Below are 18,557 nucleotides of genomic sequence, written 5' to 3' on the forward strand. Positions count from 1 at the left end.
ATGAACCCACCCGACACCGGATTTTCGGCCCGGTTACGCGCCGAGACCCGCGAGGCGCACCAGACGGCCGAGTCCCAGCGGTACGTCTCCGCGCTCACCGCCGGCGAACTCGACGTCGCCGGCTACGCCACCCTCGTGGTCCAGCATCACGTGATCTACGAGGCCCTGGAGGGCGTCGCCGGGACGATGCGGGACGACCCGCTGGCCGGCCCGTTCGTCGACGACGCGCTGACCCGGCTGCCCGCACTCGCCAGGGACCTACGGTTCCTGCTCGGACCCGAATGGCGCCAGCGGATCGAGCCGACCCCGGCCACGGCCGCCTACGCCGCACGCATCAACGCGGTCTGCGCCGGATCGGCCGAACGGTTCATCGCCCACCACTACACCCGCTACCTCGGCGACCTCTCCGGCGGACGACACATCGGACGGTGCGTCGTCCGGCACTACGGGGTCACCGGCGACGCCGGGGCGGCGTTCTACACCTTCGACCGGATCACCGACCCGAAGTCGTACAAGGACGCCTACCGGGCCAGGCTGGACGCGCTCGCGCTCGACGAGGCCGGCCGCGCTGCCCTGCGCGACGAAGTCCTCGTGGCGTACGGGCACAACACCGCGGTCTTCACCGACCTGAGCCGGCTGGTCCCCACAGCGGGCGAGGCCGCATGAGCGCCGGGTTCCCGCCCGAGGTGGTCGCCGCGGTCAGCCGGCACATGAACGACGATCACGCCGAGGACGCGCTGCTCATCTGCCGTACCCTGGGCGGCCAGCCGGCCGCCACCCGGGCCCGGACCACCGGCCTGGACGCCGACGGCATCGACTTCGCGGTCACCGTCGACGGCACCGAGGTGCCGGTACGCGTCCCGTTCGCGGCCAGGCTCACCGAGCGGGCGCAGATCCGCCGAGAGGTGGTGCGCATGTATCAGGATGCCTGCGACGAACTCGGGCTCCCACCTCGGTCGGCCGGCTGACGCTCTGTCTCAGCTGCTCAAGGCTTGGCGCGGCGAATGAGCCGGTGCGACGGCGTGGGCGGTGATTGCGATGTTCCAGGGAACGACCCGGCCATCGCTCGGTTCCGGCTGCCAGGGCCGCATGTTGGTATCCAACTCGTGGACCGCGGTCAGGCGGAGGCCGGGTTGCGCGAGGAACGCTCCGAGGAATGTTGCCAGCGTGAGGTAGCGGACGCCGACTCGGCTGCGCATCGGGTACGTGCCGGTGGGGTCACGGTGGATCCGTTCGTCGCCGTAGCCGGCTCTGAGGCATGCTTCCCGGTCGGCGGTCTCGGCGCGCCGGTCACAGAACGCTCCGACGTAGGCCGGGTGCACGCCGAGGTAGATAAGCCGGCCGCCGGGCCGCAGGACACGCGCCGCTTCCGCGACGGCGGCGGGGAAGTCGTCCACGTCGGTGTGGACGAAGGTCATGACCGCGGTGGTGATCGAGGCGGTCGCTATCGGTAGCCTCCGTGCGTCCGCCCGGATAAGGCGGGGGTTACGGCTTGCGGCTATCCGGAGTTGGTCGGCGGACACGTCAACGCCGATGGCCCGGTAGCCCTTTTCCGCTACCGCACCGAAGTGCAGTCCGGTGCCGCAGCCAATGTCCGCATAGGTGGAATCGGCGGGGTCTGCCGGGCCGAGAAGGCGGGCCAGCAGTCCTGCCGAACCCTGTGCGTCGCCGTAGGCATGGAACGTCGTGTCGTACCAGCCGGCATGACCGTCATAGCGGACGTCCACTATCATCCAGCCATTTTGGCCCCGTCATCTGACGCGGGCGACCTCAGACACGGACGGATGATGCCCGCCCCGGCGCGGCCGCCCCGCCCGGCGGCGGGTCACAGGTCGTTTCCGGCGTAGGAGAGGTTGAAGCTTTTGTTGGTGAGGGGGAAGTCCGGGACGATCGTGTCGGCGAGCGCGACGGGCAGGGCGGGCCAGTTGAAGAATGACGGGTCGACGATCTTGGCCCGGGTGAGGATGCCGTCCGGGTTCAGTTCGACGCGGTGGGTGATGGTGCCGCGCCAGCCTTCGACGATGCCCACGCCGGTCGCCCGGTGCCCGGGGGCCGACAGGATGCGCTCGTCGGTTGCCGGGTCGGCGGTGAGGGTGGGCAGGAGTGCGGTGAGGATCGCCGCGGAGGTGCGGACTTCGTCGGCGCGGACGAGGAAGCGGGCGAGCACGTCACCGTCGGCGTGCACGGGGATGGTGAGGCCGTCGAGGTGGGTGTGGGGGTGCGCGTGGCGGGCGTCGAACGGGAGGCCACTGGCTCGGGCGACGTAGCCGAGGGTGCCGATGTCGGCGGCGTTCTGCCGGCCGAGGACGGCGGTGCCGGTGAGCCGGTCGCGGACGACGGTGTGGCGTAGGGCGAGGTCCACGACGCTGGCGATGTCGTCGGCGATCGCCTGGATGGTGGCGGGGTCGGGCACGGTGTGCAGGCGGGCGCCGCCGGGGAAGACGCCCCCGCGTAGCAGCCGGTGTCCGGTGGTGGCGTGGTTGAGGCGCAGGAGTTGTTCGCGGATGCGTTGGGCATGGGTGTTGGCGATGCCGTAGCCGACGTCGTTGCAGATGGCACCGATGTCGGCGATGTGGTTGTGCAGGCGTTCCAGTTCCAGCAGGGCGGCGCGGGCGCGTTGGGCGGGCGGGGGGACGGCGATGGTGAGGGCGTCCTCGACGGCGAGGCAGTGGGCGAGGGCGTGCGCGACGGCGGTGTCGCCGCTGACTCGTTCGGCGAGGGCCGTTCGCTGCCCGGCGGGGTGGCCTTCGAAGAGCTTCTCGATGCCTTTGTGGACGTACCAGAGGCGCGCCTTGAGTTTGAGGATGGTTTCCCCGACGACGGAGAACCGGAAGTGGCCGGGCTCGATCAGTCCGGCGTGGACCGGGCCGACCGGGATCTCGTAGACACCGGGGCCTTGGACGGTGACGAACGGGAACGGCTCGGACGCGGCCAGGGGTGGGCGGGGTGCGGCGTCGGCGCGCATCGGGTACCAGCCGGCGGGCCAGTGGGGGTGGCGTACCAGGCGGCGCGGCAGCGGGTGGTTCTCGGGGCGGACGCCGTACAGGTCGTGCATCTCGCGCTCGAAGCGGCTGGCCGGGAAGGACAGGGCGGCGAGGCTGGGCACGGTGGGGCGGTCGGGGTCGACGCGCAGGTGCAGTTCGGTGCGCCGGTCGGGCGGGCCCGCGGTGAACAGGTAGACGATCCGGATAGCGTCCGGGTCGTGGTGCGCGGCGACCAGGGCGAGCCGGGCGCCGTCGGCGAGGAGTTGACCGGCCTGCTCGGCGAGCCGGTCGGCGGTGATGGTGACGACGGTGGCCGGCGGCACGACGCGTTGGCTGGTCATGGTCATCGCCCTAACAGGATGGTGGTGGCCGCGGCCTGCAAGAGTTCCTGTAGGGGGCCGAGGCTGATACCGAGTGCCGCCGCGGCGACCAGCCCGATCACCAGTGGGGTGATCGCCGCCGGGCGGAGGCGGATGGCGCCGGCCGTTGGGGCGCTCGCGGCCGGGTCGATGGTCGGTGTCGGGTCGGGCGGGCCGAGCAGGATCCGGCCGCCGTGCCGGGCCACGGCGGCGAAGGCGACCAGCACCAGCGCGAACGCGGCGGCGATGACCCAGCCCTGCCCGGCGGCGAGGCCGGCGCGGGCGATGCCCAGCTCGGAGGCGAACAGGCTGAACGGGGGCAGGCCGAGCAGGGCCAGCAGTGCGAGGCCGAAGCTGGCGGCCAGGGCCGGGTAGCGGGCGGCCAGCCCGCGTACGGCGGCCAGGCGGCTGCTGCCGGTGGCGGTGACGAGCTGGCCGGCGCCGCAGAACGCGACGGCCTTGCTCAGGCCGTGGCCGAGCACGTGCAGCAAGACGGCGGTGATGGCCAGGCGACCGCCGATGGCGGTGCCCAGGGCGACCAGACCCATGTGCTCGATCGAGGAGTACGCCAGCATCCGCTTGTAGTCCCGCTGGGCGAGCAGCAGCGCGGCCGCCACAGCGAGTGATGCCAGCGCGGCGACCAGCAACAGGGTACGGGTGTAGCCGTGGCCGAGTACCGCATCGGTGATGGTCTTGTAGCGCAGGATGGCGTAGAAGGCCACCGACAGCAGCACGCCGGACATGAGGGCGGAGACCGGGGCGGGGGCCTGGCTGTGCGCATCCGGCAGCCAGGCGTGCATGGGCGCCAGGCCGGCCTTGGTGCCGAAGCCGAGCACGAGCAGCCCGGCGGCCAGCCGCATCAGGTCGGGGTCCAGGTCGGCGGCCTGGCCGGTCAGGTTCGTCCAGTTCAGGGCTGCGCTGCCGTGCGCGCCGGCGGCGACCGCGGCGGCGTAGACGCAGGCGGTGCCGAGAAACGCGATGGCGATGCCGACCGAGCACAGCACCACGTACTTCCAGGCGGCTTCGACCGAGGCGCGGCTGCGGCGGTGCCCGACCAGGAACGCGGTGACGATGGTGGTGGCCTCGACGGCCACCCACAGCAGGCCGAGGTTGTCGGCCAGCACCGCGAGGCTCATCGCGGTGATGAAGAGCTGGACCAGGATGAGGTACCGGCGGTCGGTGGCGGCGGCCGCCTCGTCGGCCAGGTGATGCACGCCGGCCCAGCAGGCGATGGTGGCGACCGCGCCGACGACGATGAGCATGAACGCGGTCAGCGCGTCGGCGCGCAACAGCCCGGCGACGATCGGGCCGCCGCGTACCGTGCCGGCGAGCCAGGCTCCGGCGGCGAGGACGCTGGCGGCGGCGCCGACCCCGGCCCAGGCGGCCGTGCGGCGGCCGAGCAGGGCGCTGATGACGGCGGCGGCGACCGGCGCGGCGAGCGGGAGGTACAGGGCGGGGGTACGGGTCATCTCAGTCGTGCAGCTCTCGTAGGTCGTCGAGGTCGGTACCGCCGAACGCGGCGTGCAGGCGGGTGGTGAGCACCTGGAGCACCAGCACGGCGAGCAGCAGGTCCGCGGAGACACCCAGCTCCACGAGCAGGGGTACGCCGCCGGTGGCCAGGAACGCGACAGCGGCGATCCCGTTGTCGATCAGCAGCACGCCGACGATCTGGGAGATGGCCCGCCGGCGGGTGGCGGCGAGGAAGAACCCGATCAGCATGACGGCGATGCCGACCGGGGCGGCACCGGCGGTCGGCGAGGGCGCGAGGTCGATCAGTGGCCGGGCGGCGGCGTACGCGAGCAGGGTCAGCGCGGCCGCGGCCAGCAGCGACGTGGCGACGTTGACCAGCGGGGCGGTCTCGCGGGCCTCGGGCACCCGGGCCAGGATCCGGCGCAGCAGGTACGGCAGCACTGCGATCTTGAGGATGCCCACGGCGAGGGCCACCCCGGCCGTCTCCGCGTGCCGCTGGTCGACCGCGAGCAGCACGGCGATGCCGGCCAGGGCGACGCCCTGGACGGTGAGCAGCGTGATCAGCGCGGCCAGTTCGCGGCGCCACAGCACACCGACGGCGGTGAGCAGGAACAGCCCGCAGGCGAGGTTGAGTAGCTGGTCGGTCATCCATCCTCCCGGTCAGGCCAGCACGGACGAGGCGACCACGGCCAGCAGGCCCAGCACGAACGAGCCGGCCAGCAGCTCCGGGACGCGGAACAGCCGCAGCTTGGCGAGGAAGACCTCGCCGGCCGCGACCAGGCAGCCCAGGGCGGCGAGTTTGACCACGAACACCCCTGCGGCCACGGCGAGGGCACCGGGGTGCGGGTCGGTTGCCACCCCCCAGGGGATGAACAGGTTGGCCAGCAGGCCCAGCAGGATGGTCAGCCGCATCGCCGCCGCCCACTCGACCAGGGCCAGGTCGCGGCCGGCGTACTCGAGCACCATGGCCTCGTGCACCATGGTCAGCTCCAGATGCGTCGCGGGGTTGTCCACCGGCAGCCGCCCGGCCTCGGCGAGCGTGGCGAGGGCGAGGGCCGCGGCGGCCAGGGCGCTGGCCGGCGTGAAGACCTCGGCCGGGCGGGTGGCGCCGGCGGCCACGATGGCCCCGAGGTCGGTCGAGCCCACCCTTGTGGACAGTGCGAACACGGCCAGCAGCAGGGTCGGCTCGACGAGCGCGGCGATGATCATCTCCCGGCTGGCGCCCATCCCGCCGAACGCGGTACCGGTGTCCAGCCCGGCCAGGGCGAGGGCGACCGCGCCGAGCAGCAGCAGCCCAACGACGACGACGAGGTCGGCGACTCCGGACAGCGGGCCCCGGGTGGACAGGAACGGCGCCACGGCCGCGACCAGCACGCTGGTGGCCACCAGCACCGCCGGGGCGGCGGTGAAGAACGCGCCCGCATCGGCCGGGATCAACGGCTCCTTGCGCAGTTGCTTGCGCAACTCCCGCCACGGCTGCAGGACCCGGCCACCGGCGCGGCCCTCCAACCGGGCCCGCACCGCGCGCATGAGGCCGATCAGCAGCGGCGCCACGAGCATGACCAGGACCGCCTGCCCGGCGGCGAGCAACCAGGGAATCACCGGACGACCCCCGCGAGAAGCACCGCGACGAGGGCGGCGAGCATGTACGCCAGGTACCGGTGCACGCTGCCGGTCGCCAGCGCCCGGGCGGCCCGACCGATCGCGTCCACCGCCGTGATGAGCGGCCGATACAGGCGGGCCTCAACGCGGTCCGGTAGCCGCCGCCGGTACTCGACGGCCCGCACCAGGTAGGCGGACTCCGCGGACTGGGTGACATCGACCGCCTGCTCCGGTGCCAGGACGTCGTCGAAGACCCGCTGCAACGGCTCGGCGAAGGCCGTCGCGGTGTACTCCATCCGGGCCGTCAGCGGCCCGTCGCCGCAGTCCCACGCGGGTACCCGTCGGCGCGCCCGGCCCAGCGCCCGCCCGGCGGCAGCGCACCCGACGGCCAGCCCGACAACGCCGACGGCGATCCACAGTGGCGAGATGGTCGAGGCGATCCCGGCCAGCCGCAGGGTGGCGCTGCTGCCGCCCAGCGGGCCCGGCCCGGCCCGCAGCCCGGTGACGACCCGGTCCAGTGCGGGCGCCAGCACCACGGGGACGACGGCCAGCCCGGCGCACACCGCCGCGGCCAGCCCCATTCCGGCCAGCATGCTGGGCGGGGATTCCACCGCGGCGGCGGCTCCCTCGCCGCGCGGGCGGGCCAGGAACCCGACACCGAGCGCTTTGACGTACGTGACCACGCCGACCCCCGCGGTCAACGCGACCACGGCCACGGCCACCGGGGCGGCGATGGTCAGCACCGTCCCGCCGGCCGGATCGCGGTGCAGCAGGGACTGCAGCAGCAGCCACTCCGAAATGAACCCGTTGCCCAGTGGCAGCGCCGCCGCGCCCAGCACGCCGACCGTGAACAGCGCGGTGGTCGCCGGCATTCGCCGGGACAGGCCGCCCATCCGGTCCAGGTCGCGGGTGCCGGTCGCGCGCAGCACCGAACCGGCCCCGCAGAACAGCAGCGTCTTGAACCCGGCGTGGTTGGCCGCGTGCAGCAGCGCCGCGGCCAGCGCCACGCCCGCCACCGCGGGCTGCCCCGCCTCGGCCCATACCCCGGCCGCGGCCAGGCCGAGCAGGATCAGGCCAACGTTCTCGCTGGTGGAAAACGCCAGCAGCCGCTTCAGGTCGGCGGCCACGGCGGCCTGCAGGATGCCGTACAGCGCCGACACCGCACCCAGCGCGCCGAGCAGCAGCCACCACCAGCGCGGGCCGCCACCGAGCAGGTCGAAGCCGAGCCGCACGATGCCGTACACGCCGAGCTTGACCATCGCGGCGCTCATCAGCGCCGACACGTGCGACGGCGCTTCGGCGTGCGCGCGCGGCAGCCACGGGTGCAGGGGCACCGCCCCGGCCTTGGACGCGAAGCCGGCCACGCACAGCAGGAAAACGCCGCCCGACACCACCGGCGACAGCCCGGCAGCGCCGGCTCGGATCGCCGCGAACGACTCCCCGCCGACCGCCGCCGCCAGCCATGCCAGCCCCAGGAGGACGACCACGAATCCCGCCTGCGTCATCGCCGCGTACCACAGGGCGGCCGAACGCACCGCGCGGCTGTGCCGGTGCTCGGACAGCACCAGCAGCAGCGACGCCATCGCCATCAGCTCCCAGGCCAGCAGGAACGTCGACACGCTGCCCGCCGCCGGCACCAGCAGCATCGCCGCGACGAACACCGGCAACACGGCCGAGGAGCCGCGGGCGGCCGGGCCCAGCCCCGACGTGCCGGCATACCCGATGGTGTAGACCCCGACGACCGCGGCGACCCCACCGATCAGCAGCAGGAACCAACCGGCCAGCGGGTCGACCGCCAGGGTGACGCCGGCCAGCGGCAGCAGGCCCGGCAACCGAACCTGCCACCCGGTGCCGGACACCGCGGCCACGCCGGACACCGCGCCCGCCACGCCGACCGCCGCCGTCACTGCGCCGACCGCCGCCGACCGCCAGCGCGCCGGCACCGCCAACCCGGCGACCCCACCGACGCCCGCCAGGACGAACGCGGCGCCGAGCGAAGCAGCGACCCCGTTCACCGACCCGTCACGCCCCGCAGCGCGGCCACGATCGCCGCCGGCTCGGGCGGGCACCCGGGCACCTGCGCGTCCACCGGCACCACATCGGACACCGGCCCGAGCACCCCGTACCCGCCGGCGAACATCCCGCAGTCGCGGGCGCAGTCGCCCACCGCCACCACCAGTCGCGGCTCGGGCATCGCCTCGTATGTCTTGCGCAGCGGCCCGGCCATGTTCACCGTGACCGGACCGGTCACCGTCAACACGTCCGCGTGCCGCGGCGAGGCCACCAGCCGCGCCCCATGCCGCTCGGCGTCATACACCGGGCTGAACGCCTGCCCGATCTCGATCTCGCAACCGTTACACGAGCCGGCGTCCACATGCCGCACCTGCGCCGATCCGCCCAACGCGGCCGCGGCCGGCAGCGGTTGCGCCGGCCCCTCCGGCGCGGGCTCGGCCACCCGACCCACACTGCGGATCTTGCCGATCAGCCCCAACGTCGGTCCCCCTCATCCACATCGCCCCGGCCCTTCGTATCGGTCACCCCCACCGCTCTGGACGGCGCGCTCACGCCGGGTCGGTCCGCTGGGCGGCGCGCAGATCACCCAGCAGTTCGGCCTGGTTGGTCAACACCTCGGTGAGGATCCGCCGGGCCACCGCCAGCAGCTCCGCGACCTGCGGGCTGACCAGCGAGTAGTACACGGTCGAACCGTCCCGGCGAGTTACCGCCAGGTTCGCCCGGCGCAGCACCGCCAGCTGCTGCGACAGGTGCGCCGCTTCGATACCCACCTTCGGCAACAGCTCGGACACCGCGTGCTCCCGCTCAGCGAGAAGTTCCAGGACGCGAATCCGTACCGGATGCCCCAACGTTTTGAAGAACTCGGCCTTGGCCTGGTACAACGGCGTGCTCATGGGCCCACCCCTTTCTGGGGAGACACGCTACGATCCGCCTCTTGCCGGGACGCCCCGGCGACCGCCGGAGGGAAAGCGCGTCGAAGTTCGGCCGCTGCCGCGGGCAGCCCGCCCCCGTCGTCCGGCGGCCGCCCACCCGCTGGCCTCGATTCCTCGCGCCGCCGCGGCATCCGGGATCGCCGTTCGTGGTCTGCGTCAATCTGTGGCGTCGCCCACCCGTCGGCGACCCGCGATCCAAGGGCGTCGAGCACCCGGACAGGCGCGGCGTGAGCCAGCTCCCCATCCTGGCAGCTTGCAATCAAGTTGCATCTCATGACTTGCTAAAGTTAGCAAGTCATGAGGACGTCAGAAAGCGGCTCGCACATAGTGCCACCACTGATCACCTGGGACCAGACCGACAAATCGACCACCAGCCCCTGCCGGCGGAGACTCGACGCGCCGAGCCTGGCTCCCTCGCCGCCGCGATGACGCCCACTGACCGGCATGGCCCGCCGGCCCATCTCTCGTACGGCGGGCCATGCCACCACCCACGCCCGGCGCTGACCGCGGTCGGCCGCGCACCGGCGCTTCACCGTCCTACTCGTCGCGGCCGGCGCTGTCGCGGTGGCCGGTTTCGCGCTCAGCGCGCTACCACCGCGAACGCTCCGCATCCGGCGGCGGGACATACCGAACACCCAAACCCGACGCGCCTTCGATCATGAGCTTTGGGGCCTCGGTGGCGTTGCATGCCCGGTACCGCTGGGTGGCCGGCGCCGCCGGGTTCGCGACCGTGGCCGCGATGCTGTCGGCGTTCCCGCTCGGCTACTACGGCGGGCCGGTCCGCGTCGGCCAGGTGCTGATCCTCGGGTTCTTCGTCAGCGGGGCGTGGGTGGCCGGCTGGCTGGTGCGGCGCCGGGCGGCACAGCTCCGCGCCGCCCGCTCCGCGCCGGTGCAGCAGGCCGAGGAGGCGGTCGCCCACGAGCGGGTCCGGATCGCGAAGGAGATCCACGACGTGGTCGCACACTCACTGTCCATCGTCACCGTGCAGGCCGGTGCGGCGGAAGCCATGATCGACACGGCGCCGGACGCGGCTCGCGAGCACATCGCCGCGGCCCGCCGCACGGCGCGTGAGGCGCTCGCGGAGATGCGCCACATCCTTGACGTGACCGGCGGAGACCACCGTCCGGGTCGACTACGACGACGAGGGGATCGACATCGAGGTGAGCAACATCGGCACCGCCGCCACCGTCAACGAGCGGGGTCGCGGCCTGGTCGGCATGCGCGAACGGGCCAGGGTGTACGGCGGTGTCGTCCAGACCGGGCACGACGGCGACCGGTTCACGGTACGGGCCCGGCTGCCCAGGACCACGATATGACCGGGAACCTCGCGGCACGGAGCACCCCATGATCAAAGTTCTGGTCGCCGACGACCACGCCCTGATCCGCTCCGGGCTCACCGGCATGCTGGGGGTCCAGCCCGACATCGAGATCGTGGGGGCGGTCGAGGACGGGACCGCGGCGGTCACCGGCGCGATCGAACTCCGGCCGGACGTGGTGGTCATGGACATCCGGATGCCGCGGCTCAACGGCATTGAGGCAACCCGGCAGATCCGGGCCCGGCCGGAGGCACCACGGGTGCTCGTGTTGACCACCTTCGACCTCGACGAGTACGTCTACGAGGCGCTGCGGGCCGGAGCCGGCGGGTTTCTGCTGAAGGACGCGCCACCCGGACAACTCGCCGAGGCGGTCCGGATCGTCGCGGCCGGCAACGCGCTGCTCGCCCCGGCGGTGACCCGCAGACTGATCGGGCGGTTCATGCGCGTGCCGCCGCCCGAGCACGTGGCCTCTCGGACTACCCCTCGGGCGCGGTGTTAGGGGGTGCTTCCTATCGGGAAGCAGAGCAAAGCGCCGCGCAACCCCGACTCCGGGCGTGAACTCGACGAGCCGTGGCGAAGGGGGATCGGCCGGGCACGGTGGTCGCGTTCGGCTAGCCGATGCCCAGGACGGGTAGGCACTCCTGGACGCCGATCAGCTCGATGTCGGCTCGGCGGACCGGTTCCCACGCGTCCCGAGTGAGCCGCCACCGCTGGATCCGCGCGGGCTCGCCGCGGCGGGTGTCCCAGTCCGTGCCGTTCCGTTCGTAGCCCAGGCCACGGGAAACCCGGTTGGACGGTTCGTTGTCGACGAAGGCGTCGCTGCCGGCTTCGCGCGCGCCCAGCCCGGCGAAGGCCAGCTGCAGGATCGCCGCCCGCATTTCCTTGCCGAGCCCCTGCCCACGGCTGCCGGGGGTCAGCCACGAGAAGCTGGACACCGTGCCGAACCGCGCGAAGTTCGTGCCGATGAGGTCCTGCATGCCGACCGGTTCGCCGTTGACGAGCACGGCGAAGTACAGCCGCCACGAATCCGGGCTCACCCGGGACCGGCCGGCCCAGATGCCGCGCAGCCATTGCCATTCGCGTTCGGGGCTGTCGGCGTAGAACGAGATCGGGTCGTCGAACGGCCACGGCTCGGCGTCGGCGACCCCGGCCCGCACGAGCGGCACGAGACGTTCCAGCAGTTCGTCGGACGCGGCGGCCAGCGTCAGGCGCGGCGTGCGGACTTCGACGTTCAGCGGGGGATACGTGTGGGCCACGCCCGGACGGTAGCCAGCCCGCCCGGCCCCCGCATCCGGTTTCCCCGGTGCGGTGTCCGGCAGTGTTCGCTGGGTTGGTGGTGCCCGGTTTTGGCGGCCGGTGATGAGCACCGCTAGCCACCCTTTCAGCAGCTCAGGGGCCGGTGCTGCGTGCCGGGCCGGGTCCGCCGAGGTTCTGAGCTAGGTCTGGAACTTGCCGCCGGTGCTGATGACCAGGCGACCCTGCCGGTCGTACCCGCGCAGATGGGCGTACCAACTGGTGGTCGCCTGGAGGGCGAAGCCCCAGCGGTGGTCGCTGTACTGGAACACCGGCACCGTGAACTGCGCGGCGCCGGGCGCGGCCAGGTACACCAGGCGGGCGATCCGTTCCGGGTCGACGGCTCCGGTGATGGAGGAGGTGGAGCCGTCGTACCCGACGCTGTAGTTGAGCGGTAGCTGGCCGCCGAAGGTGAGGTCGTCGCAGCTGTCGGCCGGGCAGGTGAAGCCCTGTTGGTCGCCGCTGGGCAGCCGGCCGGCGTCGAAGTCGGCCTGGGTGTAGGCGCGAAGCGCGGGATCGCTGCGGGCCGGCAGCGGCATGACGGTGAAAATGGCGGCGCCCACGACCAGGGTGGCGGCTACCGCGACGGCCGCCGCCCACGGCGACCGCGCGACCTTGCCCGCGCCACCGATGGGTGCCGTGTCCGGCCGGGCGCGGACCGCCGTCGCGGCAGCGCCGAAGCCGGCGCAGCACACCGCCACCGCGCCCAGCGCCCGGGCATTGTCGAACAGGAACACCGCCGTCGACCCCGGGATCAGCCAGGCCGCCACGTTCCCCACCGACAGGATCATCGCCACCAGCAGGAACGCCCCCGCCGTCCGGCGCACCGGCCGGCCGCCGCCGATCAACAGCATCGCGGCCAGCACCGTCCAGACCTGGTGGTGCGTCCAGGACACCGGCGAGGCCGCGACAGTGGCGCAGCCGATCAGGACGCCGGCCTCGGTACGCCGGCCGGCGCGGGCCAACCCGCCGGCCCGCCACAGCGCGACCGCACAGATGAGCGCGACCAGAACAAGCCAGACCAGTGGCAGGGCCCGCAGCGGCAGGCCGGCGCGGATCAGCATCCCCTGCACCGACTGGTTGCCCAGCGAGGCCAGGTCCCCGATCCGCGACGTGGTGAACACCGCCGACAGCCAGTACCGCAGGCTGTCCCCAGGCAGCACCAGCAGGCCGATCAAGCTGGCGCCGGCGAACCCGGCCAGCGCCCGTGCCGCGTCCCGGCGCCGCCCGCTGACCCAGTAGTACGGCACGAACAGCAGCGGGGTGAGTTTGATCGCCCCGGCGATGCCGACCAGCAGTCCCCGCCACCGGGGCGGTACCAGTTCCAGCGCGTCCACCAGGGTCAGCAGGACGACGAAAAGGCTGACCTGACCCATCCGCAGGTCACTCTGTACCGGGGCGGAGACGATCAGTACCAGCGCGATCAGTGCCGCGAGCACCCGGCGACGGCCCGGCACCCGGCCCGGCCACCGGACGGCGCCGGCCATCGCGAGGGCGGCCACCGCAAGGACGGTGGCGGCCAGCCAGACCACCCGGGCGGCCGGTTCGGTAAGCCATCCGGCCGGCCACAGGACGAGCAGGGCGAACGGAGGGTACGTGAACGGGTCACCGTTGGCGGCGGCGTAGTCGTACAGCGGTTGCCCGTGTCGCACGGCGTCGATCGCGCCCAGGTACACCTGCAGATCGGCGAGTCGGTCGTACCCGGGCCGGCGCAGTGCCTGGAACGCGGACGCGACGGCGACCGCGAGGAACGAGGCCCACAGCACCGGCCCGGTCCACCGGCGGCTCGGCGTGGTTGTCCCGGCCCGCCGGGCGTCCGGCATGATCGTCGTCACGACGGCACCCTATCCAGGCGCCGCCGCAGCCAAGGGCGCCTCCTCGTCACCTGGTGGGGAAGCGCTCAGCACCGCCTGGGAGCAGGCGCATCGAGCGGGCGCGGGTCATGACGGCTGCCAATCCCGCCTGTGTACCGCTGAAAGCAATCTGACCCGCTATGACGCGGCGTCCCGCTCCCCGAGCCCGTCGTCGGCCGATCCGCCGAGGGACGACTTGGCCCCGACCTGCGACGATCGGCTTCGGACCGTGGGAGGTGGCCGAATGCGGCTCGGAATGATGATGCCCACCAAGGACGACGACGGCGGCAGCCTGCGCTCGGAGAGCCTGGCGGACGCCGCGCGCCGGCTGGAGGAGGCCGGTTTCGACGGCATCTGGGCCAACGACTCGATCGGCCGCCCATACGCGTCGGTCGACCCGCTCACCGTCCTGAGTGTCGCCGCCGCCGTCACCGCGCGGCCGGTGCTCGGTACGTGCGTCCTCCAGGTGCCGCTGCGCTCCCCCGTCGACCTGGCTCACCGCGTCATGTCGACCCAGCTGGTCTGCGGCGGCCGGTTCGCCCTGGGCGTCGGCGCGGGTTCCACGGCGGCCGACTTCGCGGCGTGCGGCGTCGACTTCGAGGAGCGGTTCACGCTGCTCGACCACGGGCTCGAGATTCTCGACCGGGTCTACGCTGGCGGGCCGCCTCGGATCGTCGGCTGGGACTCCACCCGGGAACGCCCGCCGGTGCTGCTCGGCGCCTGGGGCGGCCGGCGCGGTATCAAGCGGGCCGCGACCGAGTTCGACGGGTGGATCGGGTCGGCGAAGAAGGGGCGCCCGCTCGTTGAGGTGCTCGCCCGCTTCCGTGCCGCCGGCGGCCGGCGCGCCGTGCTCACCACCATCGAGACCGACCTCGACGTGGTCGGCGACGACGGCGACGACGGGTTCACTCTGCGGTGCTCGCCCCGGAAGGCGGCGGATCGGCTCGCGCGCCTGGCCGATCTGGGCTTCGACGATGCGGTCCTGCGGTCGCCGCGGACCGACGCGCGCACCCTCGCCACGCTGCGCAATCTCCTCCCATAGATGGTCGTCAGTGTAATCGTCATGTGATCTGCCGGACATCTTGACGGGCTGATTCGGCATCCCTAAGGTGTGCACCTAATGCACTACTGACCACTTGGCGCACAGGACGGACCTACGCCGACATGGGTTTACTGAACGACGCCGTCCACGCGTTCGGGTTGATCCTCGAACCCGGCCGCCTCATGTGGCTGTTCATCGGCATCCTGTTGGGAATGGTCGTCGGCCTGCTCCCGGGCCTCGGCGGCATCGTCGGCATGACGATCATGTTCCCGTTCATCTACGGCATGGACCCCTACTCGGGAGCCGCGCTCCTCGTCGGGATCCTCGCCGTCAACACGATGTCCGACTCGTTCCCGGCGGTGCTGCTCGGCATCCCGGGTTCGTCCGCAGCCGCCGCGACCATCATGGATGGTTATCCCCTCGCGAAGCAGGGCAAGGGCACCCGCACGCTCGGCACCGTCTTTTTCAGTTCGGCGGTGGGCGGCATCATCGGCGGTATCTGCCTGTTCCTCATCATCCCGGTCGCCCGACCGCTCGTGCTCGCGCTCCAATCGCCCGAGCTGCTGATGTTCACGCTGCTCGGTATCAGCATGGTCGGCGTCCTCTCCCGCGGGTCGGCAGCCAAGGGCGTCTGTGCCGGCGCGCTCGGCCTGCTGCTGAGCACGATCGGCACCTCGTTGGTCGGCACCGACTACCGCTACACGTTCGGCAGCCTCTACCTCTGGGACGGCCTCAACATCAGCATCATCGCGATGGGCCTGTTCGGCATCCCCGAGTTCATCGACATGCTCATCTCGCGCGACCCGGCGTTCAGGCACCGGGCGCTGCGGGAGAAGACCGACACCCGTGGGCAGCTGATCGCCGGCATCCGGGACGCGATCCGCCACCGTTGGATCGTGCTCCGCTCGTCGGCGATCGGCGTGGTCCTCGGCGCGATCCCCGGGCTCGGCGGCGGCGTCGTCGACTGGATCCTCTACGGCACCGCGATCCAGTTCTCGCGCGACAAGAGCAAGTTCGGCAAGGGCGACATCCGCGGCGTCATCGCACCGGAGTCGGCGGCCAACTCGCGCGAGGGCGGCGCGCTCATGCCCACTCTCCTGTTCGGCATCCCGGGCAGCGGCGGCATGGCCGTACTCCTGGCAGGTTTCTTCCTCCTCGGCATCGAGACCGGTCCCGGGCTCGTGCAGAGCCCCGAGGGCAACACCGTCGTGCTCGTCGTGGTCTGGACGCTGGTGCTCGCCAACGTCGTCTCGGCCATCATCTGCCTGGGCCTGGCACGCTACATGGTGCGGATCAGTCAGCTGCCGCCGCGGATCCTCACGCCGTTCCTGTTCATCCTGATCGTCGTCGCCGCCTACCAGTCGTCCCGGGACCCGCTCGACATCGTCGTGCTGCTCGTGATCGGTGCGCTCGGCTGGGCCCTCAAGCAGTTCGCCTGGTCGCGGGCCGCGGTGCTCATCGGCTTCGTCCTCGGCGAGCCCGCCGAGCGCTACCTCACGATCTCGGTCACCCGCTACGGCGGCGGCTGGCTCACCCGCCCGGGCGTGCTCGCCATCGGCGCGCTGATCGTACTCAGCGTCGTCGTCGCCATCCGGATGAAGCCGTCCGCGGCGATCGAGAGCGGCGTCGTCCACCGCGTGGCGGCGGTCGACGAGGAGGCGGGCGCGACGGCGGCGCAGATGACCGACGCCGGCACGCCCGCACCGCGCACCGACCGGCACGACCAGCCACAGGAGGACAAGACCCGTGGTCACTAAGGCCGTCAAGCTGACGTTCGACGCCCTCATCGTCGCGGTCTTCGCGTACGCCGCGATCGAAGCCACCAGCTTCACCCCCGGCGGACGCTGGCTCCCCCTCTTTGTCGCGATCGCCGGCGTCATCCTCGCCGTCGTCAACATCGTCCTCGACGGGATCGGCGCGGTCCGCGGCGCCCGGGCGAACGGGGCGGCCGCCCAGGCCGACCGCGAACGTAACCAGGAGTTCGAGACGGACGTCAGGTCGGCCCTCTACTGGCTCGCCTGGCTGGTCGGCTATGTCGTCCTCGTCATCGTGTTCGGCGCCCTCATCGCGAGCCCGGTGTGGCTCGGGCTCTTCCTGCGCACACAGGCGAAGGTCGGCTGGCTCGCGACCCTCGCGAGCGTGGTCGGCACGGTCGCCGTGCTCTACCTCTTCTCCCGCTATCTCCCGTTCGTCCTGCCGCCCGGGATCTTCGAATAACAGGGCTTCCCGACCTCGACACACGACAGCACCACACACCCCAAGGAGTGCCATGCGACTCACTCACGACCTCCGGCGAGGAGGGACCGCCCACCGACGGGTCTTCCGCCCGGTGGCGGCGGCCGCCACCGGGGCGCTGCTCATCACGGCCGCAGCGTGTGGCGGCACGTCTGGTAACGGCTCGGGGAGCGCCGACGCCTACTACAAGGGCAAGACCATCCACATGATCGTCCCGACCGACGCCGGCGGCACGGTCGACACCGCGGGCCGGTTCCTCGCCCTGTTCCTCACCAAACACCTCGAGGGCAACCCCAAGGTCGTCATCGATAACATCACCGGCGGCAACCAGCTCGTCGGCGCCAACGAGTACGCGCAGAAGCGCAAGCACGACGGCACCGAGCTGTTCATCAACGGCAACGGCACCAACCTGATCCAGCTCCTCGGCCACCCGCAGAAGCACTTCGACTACAAGAATTACGAGCCGCTGATCGCGTTCGGCGGCAACGCGCTGGTCATGAGCAACACCAAGAGCGGCGGCATCAAGTCGCCCGCGGACCTGGTCGGCGGCCCGCGGGTCCCGGTCTTCGGCGGCACCTCCGCCTCCGGCACGGACCTGCCGAACGTGGTCGCGCTCGAGATGCTCGGGATCAACTACAAGCCCGTCTTCGGGTACGAGAGCAACCAGGCACTCGTGGTCGCCATTCAGCAGGGCGAGGTGGACCTCCACTCCGACTCCACGCAGTCCTACCTGCGCGAGTTCAAGGACCAGATCGCGAGCGGCGAGATTGCCCCGATCTACTCCTACGGCCCGATGAACCCCGACGGTACGTTCGCCCGCGACAAGCTCATCCCCGACGTGCCGTCGGTACCCGAGGTCTACAAGCAGCTGCACGGCACCGATCCGCCGGACAGCCTGGCCTTCCGGGCCTACAAGGCGATCATCGCGAGCCGCGCCCTGGCCAACGTGCTGTGGATCTTCAACGACGCACCGGAGGAGGCCAAGACGGCCCTGAAGGACGCGATCGCCAAGTCCATCGCCGACCCGGAGTTCACGAAGGGCCTGGAGGCCGCCGTCGGCGGCAACGAGCCCAATACCGGCGACGAGATTCAGCCGGCCCTGCAGGCGGTGCTCAACCCCGAGCCGCAGGTCGTGCAGTGGATCAAGGACTTCCTGAAGACGAAGTTCGACATCAAGCTCTGACGCGCCGACGCGCGGCGGCCCGGGAAGCGGCGGCTTTCCGGGCCGCCGCCTGTCAGTGCCCAACCCGCACGCGGTCGCCAACCCGCACCCGCCCACGCCCAGCTCGAACGCGGTCGCGCCCAGCCGCACGCGGCCTCGCCAGCCGTGCCGGCCACCGCGGCCCGCGGCCGAGGACGGCACGGCAACCATGCGGCCTGGCGGATGCGGCACCAGGCGGGATGGGGCGGTGTGCTGGCTGGCGCGGGAGTCCACCGCGCCGCCGCGGCCGATCGTCA

18 protein-coding genes and 2 pseudogenes are annotated in these 18,557 nt (G+C 72.1%); 9 read left to right on the forward strand and 11 right to left on the reverse strand.

The window, feature by feature from the left end:
* Positions 1-666 carry a biliverdin-producing heme oxygenase gene (locus KJS59_RS31110; RefSeq protein ID WP_249714094.1) on the forward strand — a complete coding sequence of 222 codons (666 nt, stop codon included), beginning with the start codon at positions 1-3 and terminating at the stop codon, positions 664-666.
* A complete protein-coding gene (locus KJS59_RS13560; RefSeq protein ID WP_213453218.1) occupies positions 663-968 on the forward strand; it encodes a DUF2470 domain-containing protein in 306 nt (101 codons plus the stop codon). The genes KJS59_RS31110 and KJS59_RS13560 overlap by 4 nt, the downstream gene beginning before the upstream one ends.
* 9 nt (positions 969-977) lie before the next feature.
* On the opposite strand, the gene KJS59_RS13565 is transcribed toward KJS59_RS13560, so the two are convergent.
* The 9 genes from KJS59_RS13565 to KJS59_RS31115 all read right to left on the reverse strand — a co-directional run bounded on the left by KJS59_RS13565 (position 978) and on the right by KJS59_RS31115 (position 10,335).
* The gene (locus tag KJS59_RS13565; protein ID WP_213453219.1) at positions 978-1,733 is read right to left on the reverse strand and encodes a class I SAM-dependent methyltransferase; all 756 of its coding nucleotides are present in this window, start codon (positions 1,731-1,733) and stop codon (positions 978-980) included.
* A 92-nt stretch (positions 1,734-1,825) separates the two neighbouring features.
* Positions 1,826-3,325, reverse strand: a complete 1,500-nt coding sequence (locus KJS59_RS13570) for a hydrogenase large subunit (RefSeq protein ID WP_213453220.1) — start codon at positions 3,323-3,325, stop codon at positions 1,826-1,828.
* 2 nt (positions 3,326-3,327) lie between these two features.
* Positions 3,328-4,812 carry a proton-conducting transporter transmembrane domain-containing protein gene (locus KJS59_RS13575; RefSeq protein ID WP_213453221.1) on the reverse strand — a complete coding sequence of 495 codons (1,485 nt, stop codon included), beginning with the start codon at positions 4,810-4,812 and terminating at the stop codon, positions 3,328-3,330.
* Position 4,813: 1 nt separating this feature from the next.
* Positions 4,814-5,461 (reverse strand): hypothetical protein, encoded by a 648-nt coding sequence (locus KJS59_RS13580; protein ID WP_213453222.1) that lies wholly within the window; start codon positions 5,459-5,461, stop codon positions 4,814-4,816.
* Between the two features lie 12 nt (positions 5,462-5,473).
* Positions 5,474-6,415: a respiratory chain complex I subunit 1 family protein gene (locus KJS59_RS13585; RefSeq protein ID WP_213453223.1), complete on the reverse strand. Its 942-nt coding sequence runs from the start codon at positions 6,413-6,415 to the stop codon at positions 5,474-5,476.
* Positions 6,412-8,430 (reverse strand): proton-conducting transporter transmembrane domain-containing protein, encoded by a 2,019-nt coding sequence (locus tag KJS59_RS13590; RefSeq protein ID WP_213453224.1) that lies wholly within the window; start codon positions 8,428-8,430, stop codon positions 6,412-6,414. The genes KJS59_RS13585 and KJS59_RS13590 overlap by 4 nt, the downstream gene beginning before the upstream one ends.
* Positions 8,427-8,870, reverse strand: coding sequence for an NADH-quinone oxidoreductase subunit B family protein (locus KJS59_RS13595; RefSeq protein ID WP_213453225.1), 444 nt, complete (start codon positions 8,868-8,870; stop codon positions 8,427-8,429). Before KJS59_RS13595 ends, KJS59_RS13590 begins: the two co-directional genes overlap by 4 nt.
* Before the next feature lie 106 nt (positions 8,871-8,976).
* Positions 8,977-9,321: an ArsR/SmtB family transcription factor gene (locus KJS59_RS13600; protein ID WP_213453226.1), complete on the reverse strand. Its 345-nt coding sequence runs from the start codon at positions 9,319-9,321 to the stop codon at positions 8,977-8,979.
* 804 nt (positions 9,322-10,125) lie between these two features.
* Complete coding sequence (locus KJS59_RS31115) at positions 10,126-10,335, reverse strand: hypothetical protein (protein ID WP_249714095.1); 210 nt, start codon at positions 10,333-10,335, stop codon at positions 10,126-10,128.
* Between KJS59_RS31115 and KJS59_RS32210 the strand changes: the two are divergent.
* From KJS59_RS32210 to KJS59_RS13610, 3 genes and pseudogenes are all read left to right on the forward strand, one after another.
* A pseudogene (locus KJS59_RS32210) lies at positions 10,313-10,402 on the forward strand (hypothetical protein); the annotation flags it as partial. The gene KJS59_RS31115 and the pseudogene KJS59_RS32210 overlap by 23 nt on opposite strands.
* A gap of 118 nt (positions 10,403-10,520) precedes the next feature.
* Positions 10,521-10,676, forward strand: coding sequence for an ATP-binding protein (locus KJS59_RS31120; RefSeq protein ID WP_249714096.1), 156 nt, complete (start codon positions 10,521-10,523; stop codon positions 10,674-10,676).
* Between the two features lie 28 nt (positions 10,677-10,704).
* A pseudogene (locus KJS59_RS13610) lies at positions 10,705-11,163 on the forward strand (response regulator); the annotation flags it as partial.
* Between the two features lie 124 nt (positions 11,164-11,287).
* Here KJS59_RS13610 and KJS59_RS13615 read toward each other — a convergent pair.
* Entirely contained in the window at positions 11,288-11,932 is a 645-nt protein-coding gene (locus tag KJS59_RS13615; protein ID WP_213453229.1) for a GNAT family N-acetyltransferase, read from the reverse strand.
* A 180-nt stretch (positions 11,933-12,112) separates the two neighbouring features.
* The gene (locus KJS59_RS13620; protein WP_213453230.1) at positions 12,113-13,804 is read right to left on the reverse strand and encodes a glycosyltransferase 87 family protein; all 1,692 of its coding nucleotides are present in this window, start codon (positions 13,802-13,804) and stop codon (positions 12,113-12,115) included.
* 262 nt (positions 13,805-14,066) lie between these two features.
* Between KJS59_RS13620 and KJS59_RS13625 the strand changes: the two genes are divergently transcribed.
* The 4 genes from KJS59_RS13625 to KJS59_RS13640 all read left to right on the forward strand — a co-directional run bounded on the left by KJS59_RS13625 (position 14,067) and on the right by KJS59_RS13640 (position 18,282).
* Entirely contained in the window at positions 14,067-14,864 is a 798-nt protein-coding gene (locus tag KJS59_RS13625; RefSeq protein ID WP_213453231.1) for an LLM class flavin-dependent oxidoreductase, read from the forward strand.
* A 122-nt stretch (positions 14,865-14,986) separates the two neighbouring features.
* A complete protein-coding gene (locus KJS59_RS13630; protein ID WP_213453232.1) occupies positions 14,987-16,621 on the forward strand; it encodes a tripartite tricarboxylate transporter permease in 1,635 nt (544 codons plus the stop codon).
* On the forward strand, positions 16,611-17,081 hold the full coding sequence (locus KJS59_RS13635) for a tripartite tricarboxylate transporter TctB family protein (RefSeq protein WP_213453233.1): 471 nt from the start codon (positions 16,611-16,613) through the stop codon (positions 17,079-17,081). The genes KJS59_RS13630 and KJS59_RS13635 overlap by 11 nt, the downstream gene beginning before the upstream one ends.
* A gap of 52 nt (positions 17,082-17,133) precedes the next feature.
* On the forward strand, positions 17,134-18,282 hold the full coding sequence (locus KJS59_RS13640) for a Bug family tripartite tricarboxylate transporter substrate binding protein (protein ID WP_213453234.1): 1,149 nt from the start codon (positions 17,134-17,136) through the stop codon (positions 18,280-18,282).
* Positions 18,283-18,557 lie beyond the last annotated feature (275 nt).

Origin of the sequence: Rhizomonospora bruguierae, from assembly GCF_018397995.1 — a bacterium.
GTDB classification, from domain to species: domain Bacteria; phylum Actinomycetota; class Actinomycetes; order Mycobacteriales; family Micromonosporaceae; genus Rhizomonospora; species Rhizomonospora bruguierae.